We start from the raw sequence: 498 nt of genomic DNA on the forward strand, positions 1-498 counted from the left end.
TTGTTTCTTTAAATTCGACGTGCTTTTTTACAACTGGATCATATTTACGTTTGGTCATTTTATCTGTCATTGTACGGCTGTTTTTCTTTGTTACATAGAAAAAACCAGTATCTGCAGTTGATAAAAGCTTGATCTTAATGGTTGCTGCTTTAGCCATAATGTAAAAACCTTATTTATACTGAAAAAAATATTATCGCTGTCAAAACTTATTTCCGACATCATCAGATTTTCCGGTAAACAGTACGGATGTTCTCAAAAAAGTCAAGAGCTGATTAATTTTCTCATAAGTTGGACAAAGACTAAAATGACATATAAACCGAAAAAAACAGCCATAGCGATTGAAAAACCAAAGGGATTAAAAATATCCATGAATTTTCCGATAAAGGTTGGTCCGATGAGCATACCAATTCCATAGCAAAAAATAAATGCAGAATTAGCAGCAGCAAGTTCTTGGCCTTTAAGACGGGCTCCTAGATGTGCAAGACTAATAGATGTGTG

General features: G+C 33.9%; 1 protein-coding gene and 1 pseudogene. Both read right to left on the reverse strand.

Translation table 11 applies throughout. The features are described 5' to 3' along the window. Positions 1-157 (reverse strand): 50S ribosomal protein L33 (gene rpmG / locus BN338_RS03915; protein ID WP_039759220.1); only part of this gene is annotated, 157 nt, incomplete at its 3' end. A 104-nt stretch (positions 158-261) separates the two neighbouring features. Continuing rightward, positions 262-498: pseudogene (locus BN338_RS03920) on the reverse strand (MFS transporter); the annotation flags it as partial.

This window comes from Bartonella queenslandensis AUST/NH15, assembly GCF_000312585.1.
Lineage (GTDB): Bacteria > Pseudomonadota > Alphaproteobacteria > Rhizobiales > Rhizobiaceae > Bartonella > Bartonella queenslandensis_A.